At 27.8% G+C, this 9,244-nt stretch carries 9 protein-coding genes; all 9 read left to right on the top strand.

The genetic code is table 11. From position 1 onward, the window contains the following. Positions 1–328: 328 nt before the first annotated feature. The 9 genes from Q5F54_RS07140 to hcp all read left to right on the top strand — a co-directional run bounded on the left by Q5F54_RS07140 (position 329) and on the right by hcp (position 8,846). On the top strand, positions 329–1,963 hold the full coding sequence (locus Q5F54_RS07140; protein WP_302334152.1) for an ABC transporter substrate-binding protein: 1,635 nt from the start codon (positions 329–331) through the stop codon (positions 1,961–1,963). Positions 1,964–2,042: 79 nt separating this feature from the next. Further along, positions 2,043–3,035, top strand: coding sequence for an ABC transporter permease (locus Q5F54_RS07135; RefSeq protein ID WP_071120287.1), 993 nt, complete (start codon positions 2,043–2,045; stop codon positions 3,033–3,035). After that, positions 3,035–3,904 (top strand): ABC transporter permease, encoded by an 870-nt coding sequence (locus Q5F54_RS07130; protein WP_302334151.1) that lies wholly within the window; start codon positions 3,035–3,037, stop codon positions 3,902–3,904. Before Q5F54_RS07135 ends, Q5F54_RS07130 begins: the two co-directional genes overlap by 1 nt. 9 nt (positions 3,905–3,913) lie before the next feature. Next, positions 3,914–4,849: an ABC transporter ATP-binding protein gene (locus tag Q5F54_RS07125; protein ID WP_288525791.1), complete on the top strand. Its 936-nt coding sequence runs from the start codon at positions 3,914–3,916 to the stop codon at positions 4,847–4,849. Then, positions 4,839–5,465, top strand: coding sequence for an ABC transporter ATP-binding protein (locus Q5F54_RS07120; protein WP_302334150.1), 627 nt, complete (start codon positions 4,839–4,841; stop codon positions 5,463–5,465). Before Q5F54_RS07125 ends, Q5F54_RS07120 begins: the two co-directional genes overlap by 11 nt. 306 nt (positions 5,466–5,771) lie before the next feature. Beyond that, positions 5,772–6,014 (top strand): hypothetical protein, encoded by a 243-nt coding sequence (locus Q5F54_RS07115; RefSeq protein WP_281537758.1) that lies wholly within the window; start codon positions 5,772–5,774, stop codon positions 6,012–6,014. Between the two features lie 49 nt (positions 6,015–6,063). After that, positions 6,064–6,507, top strand: a complete 444-nt coding sequence (locus tag Q5F54_RS07110; protein ID WP_288305869.1) for a hypothetical protein — start codon at positions 6,064–6,066, stop codon at positions 6,505–6,507. 164 nt (positions 6,508–6,671) lie between these two features. Then, positions 6,672–6,968, top strand: coding sequence for a cupin domain-containing protein (locus Q5F54_RS07105; protein WP_288525795.1), 297 nt, complete (start codon positions 6,672–6,674; stop codon positions 6,966–6,968). A 204-nt stretch (positions 6,969–7,172) separates the two neighbouring features. Further along, a complete protein-coding gene (hcp, locus tag Q5F54_RS07100; RefSeq protein ID WP_288525797.1) occupies positions 7,173–8,846 on the top strand; it encodes a hydroxylamine reductase in 1,674 nt (557 codons plus the stop codon). The last annotated feature ends 398 nt before the right edge of the window (positions 8,847–9,244 follow it).

Raw genomic sequence — 9,244 nt, 5'->3', positions numbered from 1 at the left:
TAAATAAGCTAAAAAATATGTATAATCACTAAAAAAGATTAATTTTTATAAAATAGAAAAAATTGTTTACATTATAAGTAAACTGTGATAATATTATAACAAAGTGAAAAATAAAAAAATTATGAATAATATGAAATTTAAGCCATGAAGGTTTATCGCTATAAGTGTATCTTCATGGCTTTTTTACGTATAAGGAAATTATAGTATAAATATATTTATAGATAACCTATGAATATAAGTAATATTAATAACTTTATAAACGTAAAAAATGACATTTTGAGAAAGGTAAATTTTTTATTTTAAATTTATATAATGGGGGGATTAAAATATGGGATTTATGAAACTCAAGAAAAATATATCAATTATGTTGGTTATAGGACTTATGTCAAGTACATTAATAGGGTGTTCAAATACAAGTTCAGATGCAGGTGAATCTGTAGATAAAGAAAATGATAGAAAGGCAAACAATGAATTAATAGCAGCAGTTACAAGTGAACCAGAAACTGGTTTTGATGCAACAGATACTGGACATGGTGATATGACTAGTGTATTTTTTAGTACACTATTTAAAAGAAATAAAAATTTAGGTATTGAAAATGATTTAGCAAAAAGTTACGAAATATCTGAAGATAGGTTAACTTGGACGGTAAAAATAAGAGAAGATGTAAAGTTTACTGATGGAGAAAATCTTACAGCAGAAGATGTTGTATATACATATGAAATAGCAAAAAATAGTGGCTCATCTATAGATTTAACTATGTTAGATAGTGTATCGAAAGTAGATGATTACACAGTAGAATTTAAGCTTAAAAATCCTCAATCTACATTTATTGAAAAATTAGCAACAGTAGGTATAGTACCTAAACATGCACATAATGAAGGTTTTTCAGATAATCCAATTGGTTCTGGTCCATATAAATTAGTACAATGGGATAAAGGTCAACAAGTTATAGCAGAGGCTAATGAAAATTACTACGGAGAAAAGCCATCAATAAAAAAATTAACAATGGTGTTTATGGATGATGATACAGCATATGCAGCAGTTAAAGCAGGAGAAGTTGATATAGCATCAATACCAGGTTCTTTTGCTAAAGAAGAAGTAGAAGGTAAGAAATTAATTGAATTAGATAGTATTGAAACCTATGGAGTAGCTTATCCTATGGAGCAACCAGGAAAAACTACATCTGATGGATATCCAATAGGGAATGCAGTAACAAGTGATAAAACTATAAGAAAAGCACTTACATATGCTATAGATAGAGAAGAATTAGTTGAAGGTATATTAGAAGGATATGGAGCACCATCAAGTACAGGGCTTGAAAAAATGCCTTGGTTAAATGAAGAAACTATAATAAAACCAGAAGAAGACGGTAAAATAGATGAAGCAAAAAAAATGCTAGAAGAAGCTGGATGGAAAGATACTAATAATAATGGAACAATAGATAAAAATGGAGTAGAAGCAGAGTTTGACTTACTATATACAGATGGAAAGTATAGACAAGAATTAGGTTTAGCTTATGTTGAAGTTGCAAAAAAACTAGGTATAAAAGTAAACTTAGAAAATAGAAATTGGGATACAATAGTTCCAGAAATAAATTCTCAAGCAGTGCTTTATGGTTTTGGTTCTGGCGATCCTTCTGAAATATATAATTTATATAGTAGTAAAACATTAGGAGTTGGAGTACCTTGGAACAATTCTGGATATTACAAAAATGATAAGGTTGATGAGTATATAGATAAGGCATTACAAAGTGAAGATGAAGATTCAGCTTTAGATTATTGGAAAAAAGCTCAATGGGATGGAGAAACAGGATTTTCACATATGGGAGATTGTGCATATACTTGGTTTGTAAATGCAGGACATCTTTACTTAGCAGATGAAGATTTAGACATAGGTACACCTGTTGTTCAACCTCATGGAGGAAAAGTATTATATAACATAACAGAGTGGAGTTGGAAATAGACTAAATATAAATAGGGCATTCTTTATAGAATGTCCTATTATTATAAAATGATATTAGATATAAAGGTGGAGTATTATTGTGAAGAATAAAAAAGAAATTTTAGGATTTATATTAAAGAAGTTTTTTAAACTTATAACTCTTTTAATTGCTCTTTGTATAGTAACATTTATATTACTAGAAAAATCACCTTTAGACCCAGTTCAAGCATATGTAGGAGCAGATTTAACAGTTACACAAGAACAAAGAGAAAATATAGCTGAGTATTGGGGGTTAAATAAGCCACCATTAGAAAGATTTTCTTCATGGTTTAAGGCAATTGCAAAGGGTGACTTAGGTAGGTCAATGATTTATAGAAGAGATGTAGTTGATGTAATATCAGAAAGATTTATGGCATCACTTGCATTAATGTTAGTTGCATGGGTTGTATCAGGAGTACTTGGATTTATTTTAGGAATTGTATCGGGAATTAATGAAGGAAAGTTTATAGATAAGTTTATTAGAGGATATTGTTATGTATTAATATCAACTCCTACATTTTGGATAGGAATTTTATTAATAATTATATTTTCAGTAAAATTAAAATTATTTCCAACAGGACTTGGTGTACCAATAGGTGTTTTATCAGATGAAGTAACTATATCAAGTTTAATTAAACATTTAACACTACCAGCTTTAACACTTAGCATATTAGGTGTTGCTAATATATGCTTACATACTAGAGAAAAAGTAATTGAAATTTTATCTAGTGATTATATTTTATTTGCTAAGGCTCGTGGAGAAAGTAAAAAAAGCATAGTATTTAATCATGTTATAAAAAATGTAGCTTTACCAGCAATAACATTACAATTTTTATCATTTAGTGAATTATTTGCAGGTACAGTTTTTGCTGAACAAGTTTTTTCATATCCAGGGCTTGGTCAAGCAACAGTTTCTGCAGGTCTTAAAGGTGATTTACCACTTTTAATGGGAATAGTTATAATAAGTTTAATTTTTGTATATACAGGAAATTTAATTGCAGATTTAATATATATGCTTATAGATCCAAGAGTGAAAGGAGGAAGTAAAGCATAATGAGTGAATTACAAGGGATATATTTAAATACAAATAAACCATTAAGAAATAAATTTGGGGTAAGAGAAAAAACACTACTATCTATTGCTTTATTTGTTTTTTTATTAGGTTCAATTATGATAATGGGAAGTCTAATAAGTACAGATGATATTTCTATAAATTTAACTAATAAAAATCTAGAGCCTAGTTTAAATCATTTATTTGGAACTGACTGGGTTGGGAGAGATATGTTTTATAGAACTATTAAAGGATTAAGCTTAAGTATGAAAGTTGGATTTTTAGCATCTTTTATAAGTGGTACAATTGCATTAACATTAGGTGTTATAGGAGCAACTTTAGGCAAGACAGTAGATAATATTATTACATGGATAATAGATTTAATATTGTCAGTGCCACATGCCTTAATAGTAATACTTATTTCTATATCAGTAGGTGGAGGATTTAAAGGTATAGTTTTAGGAGTATCATTAACTCATTGGCCATCTCTTACTAGGGTAATAAGAGCTGAAATAATGCAAATTAGGGAATCTGATTATGTAAAAATATCAAAAAAATTTGGAAAATCAAATTTATATATAGCAATTGAACATATAATACCTCATATAATACCACAACTTTTAATAGGTATAGTATTAATATTTCCCCATGCTGTACTTCATGAAGCTTCAATAACATTTTTAGGATTTGGTTTACCACCACATGAACCAGCAATAGGAATTATATTATCTGAATCTATGAAGTATTTAAATAGTGGAAGATGGTGGCTTGTATTTTTCCCAGGGTTAAGTTTAGTTATGGTTTCATTAATGGTTGATAATATTGGAAAGAAAGTTAATAAATTAATAACTCCAAAAACAGCTTATAAATAGGAGGTATTTATGAAAAAGGAGCCTATATTGTCGGTAAAAGACTTAGGAATATCTTTTTCTCAGTACACAAAGGGATTGAGAAGAAGAGAGTTAGAAGTAATAACTAATTTAGATATAGATTTATATGAAGGTGAAATACTAGCAGTAGTTGGCTCTAGTGGCTCAGGTAAAAGTTTATTAGCTCATGCTATACTTGGTATACTTCCTGATAATGCAACTACTGAAGGTAATATAATATATAAAGGTAAAACTTTAACTTTAAAGGACAAAGAAAAATTAAGAGGAAGAGAAATAGTATTTATACCTCAATCCGTAAATTTTTTAGACCCATTAATGAAGGTATCAAAGCAAGTAAAAATATCAATAGAGAATAAAGAAGAAGCAAATAAGCGTCAAAGGGATATATTTAATAAATATGGGCTTGATAAAAAAGTTGATAATCTTTATCCATTTGAATTATCAGGAGGTATGGCTAGAAAAGTTCTTTTATCAACTGCATTAGTATCTGACTGTAAAGTTATTATTGCAGATGAACCCACACCAGGGTTAGATGAAAAATCTCTTAATGAAGCACTTAAAGACTTTAGAAATATAGCAGATAGTGGGTGTGCAATATTAATGATAACTCATGATATAGAAGCTGCACTTAAAATAGCTGATAAAATAGCTGTATTTTATGCTGGAACAACCTTAGAGATTGCTAATGTAAATGACTTTAAAGGTGATGGTAAAAATTTAAGACATCCATACTCAAAAGCACTTTTTAATGCACTTCCTCAAAATGGATTTAAGCCAATAAAAGGATCACAACCTATGCCAAATGAATTACCAAAAGGATGTTTATTTCAAGATAGATGTGAATGTATTAGTGAAAAATGTAGGTTAATAAGACCAAATGCAAGGATGGTTAGAGATGGGATGGTGAGATGTTTAAATGCAACTTAAAGCAAAGGGAATAAATTTTAAATATAAAGATGATAAGTATATATTAAAAGATATTGATTTTACAATAGATAGTGGAGAAGTTGTAGGACTAATTGCACCAAGTGGATTTGGTAAAACTACTTTAGCTAAGATTTTAGCAGGATATGAAAAACCACAAAGTGGAACTGTTACAATAGATGGAAAAAAATTATCTAAAAAAGGGTATAGCCCAGTCCAATTAATATTTCAGCATCCAGAAAAATCTGTAAATCCAAAGTGGAAAATGGATAAAATTTTAAAAGAAGCTTTTGAACCTTCAAAAGAGTTATTAGATGATATGGGAATAAAGAAAGAGTGGCTAAAAAGATGGCCAAGTGAATTATCAGGAGGAGAATTACAAAGATTTTGTGTTGTTAGAGCATTATCGCAAGAAACTAAGTTTTTAATAGCAGATGAAATGACAACTATGCTAGATGCTATTACTCAAGCTCAAATATGGAATGTTGTTTTAGAACATGTTAAAAAATATAATATTGGATTAATTGTAATTAGTCATGAAAAAGCATTAGTAAATAGAATATGTGATAGGATTGTAGATTTAACTGAATTTAAAGAGTTATCTAGCAATATAGAATAAAATGTTTTATATTTTACCTATCTTTATATTATAGAAAAATAGTCATTTTAATTTATATAAAATGGCTATTTTATTTTGCTGAAATTTTTTCTTTAATATTAAATTAACCATTGATTTAACATGTTTTTTGCTTGAAATATAATGTAACCTTTTCGTAATTGGAAAATAATAGAATATTATATATAATAAAAAGTTAATAAATGTTATATTTTAATGTCGGTATTTTAGTAAATGAGATAAAAAAGAATACGGTAAAATTAAATTTTGTTATAATTTGAGTAATAGTTAATTAAGGGGGACATAATTGTGAGAAATAGCAAGTTTATAAACACAAGTATATTTATACTTAGTATTATTTGTTTAATAATAACATGTAAATTATTTTGGAATATAGCTATTTACGCTGATGAATTTAACACATCTCCAGATATAGTATTGGGTGGTGAATTCTGGTTATATATGAATTGGTTTAAAATAGGAGCATCTGCTTTGATTTGTATTTTATCAGGGATAAGTTTACTTAACTGTAATAATAAATCTAAATTATAAAAGTATTTTAGTTTAATTAATAATATTAATCAAATAGAGGGGGATTTGTATGAAAAAGATTATAATGACACTACTTTCTTTTATAACTACAACTTTATTAGTAGTTGGATGTAGTAGTAGCAAAGATATTCAAGATTTTAATATTGATAAAATAGCATTAGATGAGGCTAAAAAAATTACATCCGAACAAGGATATACTTTGAAATCAGAAACTCTAACTGAATCAGATATCTTGATAGGAGATTCTGAAGTCTTTACTCTTATAAAAGAAGCAAGTATAAAAGGTGGGTATTTAAAAGAGGATTTAGACTCTATGACAGAGGATAGAAAAGTTGTAGGATATGAATTAGCAGAAAAATCAAAAGAAGATGAACCAATTATGCTTTGTATGGTAATAGATAAAGGAAAAGTTATTGGTGCTTATTTAGACTACTCTGGATATTCTCCAGGTATTACATCTATAGATTTTAAATATAATTTTAAACAATTATAAAAATATACAAATATGATTGTTAGTAATATTAATATAATACAAAAAAGATAGGAGCATTAGCTCCTATTTTTTATGCAAAAGTAAATTATAATACCTTATAAATTGTGAATAAGGAAGTTAATAAAATACACAATAATAAATATATAAATTAAGGAGGTATAGTAATGAATCCTATAAACATAAATAATATAGTAACTAATAGAGAATTTTTAGTGGAAAATGAGAAGTTTAAAACATTATTTTTTAAGTTTGAAGATGGTAAAGGTCTACCAAATCACTCACACAATGGATTTGCAACAATTCAAGTTGTAAGTGGTACTGTGGATATAGAATTTAAAAATGGAGAAAAATTTGAACTAAAAGAAGGAGATTTTCTTCCTTTTGATGCAAGAATAGAACATAATGTAATATCAAAAGGAACAAGTAAGGTACTAGTTACTATATCGCAATCATTATCATAAATATTTAATATTAACCTAGATAAAGAGCCTGTATTAAAATTAATATAGGCTCTATTTACGTATACATTTATAACTTTATAAAGTACATAGGAAAAGAAATCCTATATAGTTAACTATTTATAAAAAATAAAATAAATAGTTATATTTTAGATAAATATGATAAAAATATATATTGTTAATATAAATATAAATGGAGGTAATATTGTGGAAAATAATATGGCAATAGAATATCCGATGTTTTGTTATCAATGTGAGCAAACAGCAGGAGGTAAGGGCTGTACTAAGATGGGGGTATGTGGAAAAACTCCTGAAGTAGCTGCACTTCAAGACCTACTTATATACCAAATAAAAGGAATAAGCTGTTATGCAAAAGAATTAGTTGAAAAAGGTGAAAATGTAGATAAAGACATAGTTAGCTTTATAGAAGATACTTTATTTACAACATTAACAAATGTAAACTTTGATGCAGATGTTCATGTTGAAATGTTAAAGAAATCTCAAAAAATAAAAGAAGCTTTAAGAAGCAAAGTTGGAAGTATAAAAAATAACACAGACCACGCTACATATAATTTAAGTGATACAAAAGCAGAAATGCTTAAAGATGCTAAAAAAGCAGGTATAATGTATGATCAAAATTTAGACCCAGATATTCGTTCATTAAGACAAACTATAATATATGGATTAAAAGGTATTAGTGCTTATGGACATCAAGCAAGAGCACTTGGATACTATGATGATCAAGTAGATAATTTTTATGTAAGAGCTTTAGAAGCAACAACTGATGATAATCTAGATGTAGAAGAACTAATAAGATGGACTATGAGAACTGGAGATATGAGTGTAGCAGTTATGAAAAAATTAGATGAAGCTAACACTACAGTTTATAAAAATCCATCTCCACAAAAAGTAAATGTTCACATTAAAAAGGGTCCATTTATAATTGTATCAGGACATGATTTAAAAGATTTAGACATGTTACTTAAACAAACAGAAGGAAAAGGTATAAATATATATACACATGGAGAGATGATACCTTCTCATGGTTACCCAGAGTTAAAAAAATATCCTCATCTTGTAGGAAACTTTGGTGGTGCTTGGCAAGATCAACAAAAAGAATTTGACGACATACCAGGATGTATACTTATGACGACTAACTGTTTAATGAGACCTAGAGAAACTTATAAAGACAGAATATTTACTACTAGCGTTGTAGGATGGGATGGAGTTAAATATATAGGTAAAAAGGAAGATGGAACAAAAGACTTTAGTGAAATAATTGATAAGGCATTAGAACTTGGAGGATATAAAGAAGATCAAGAGCCACATGAAATATTAGTTGGATTTGGACATCATGCTACATTAAGCCATGCAGAGACAATAGTCAATGCTGTTAAAGAAGGAAAAATAAGACACTTCTTTTTAATAGGAGGTTGTGATGGAGCTAGACCAGGTAGAAATTACTATACAGAATTTGCTAAAAAAGTTCCAAAAGACTGTGTAATACTTACACTAGCATGTGGAAAATATAGATTTAATAAATTAGAATTTGGAGAAGTTGCAGGACTTCCAAGACTATTAGATGTAGGTCAATGTAATGATGCATACTCAGCAGTTAGAATAGCAACAGCACTTGCAGATGCTTTTGATACTGATGTTAATGGACTACCGCTATCTTTAATAATATCTTGGTATGAACAAAAAGCAGTTGCAGACTTATTAGCATTATTATCATTAGGAATAAAAGGAATATACTTAGGACCAACATTACCAGCATTCTTAAGTCCTAATGTACTTCAATATTTAGTTGATACATTTGATTTAAGACTTATAAGTACTCCAGATGATGATTTAAAATCTTGTTTAGAACAAGGTATATAATATACTAATTAAACTTAAGAACATTGTATAACAATGTTCTTTCGGCATTTTTCTGTAAAAAAATGAAATAAAATGTTGAATTTTGTAGAAAAATGTATTAGTATATATCTAAGTTATTAGTAATTAGAATTTTTATAATTTATTCCTAAAAAAAATTTATTATTTTATTGTGCTTACACACAATAGAAAAATGGGTGTTGCAACAAATGCAACACCATTTTTTTATTTTTATATATTAAAGTGATTTAAAGATACTATTAAAAGATTAAAATTATATTTTATATTTTTAAACTTTTAAAAAAGATATAAATATAAAAAGCTAATCATATAAATATTATTGACAAGCAAAAATAATAAGGAGGGATATATTTGGAATTAGTAGTAACGATAATATTTGG

The organism is uncultured Romboutsia sp., from assembly GCF_958366745.1.
In the GTDB taxonomy this organism is placed as follows: Bacteria; Bacillota; Clostridia; order Peptostreptococcales; family Peptostreptococcaceae; genus Romboutsia; species Romboutsia timonensis.
This window is presented reverse-complemented; position numbering and strand designations above follow the sequence as displayed.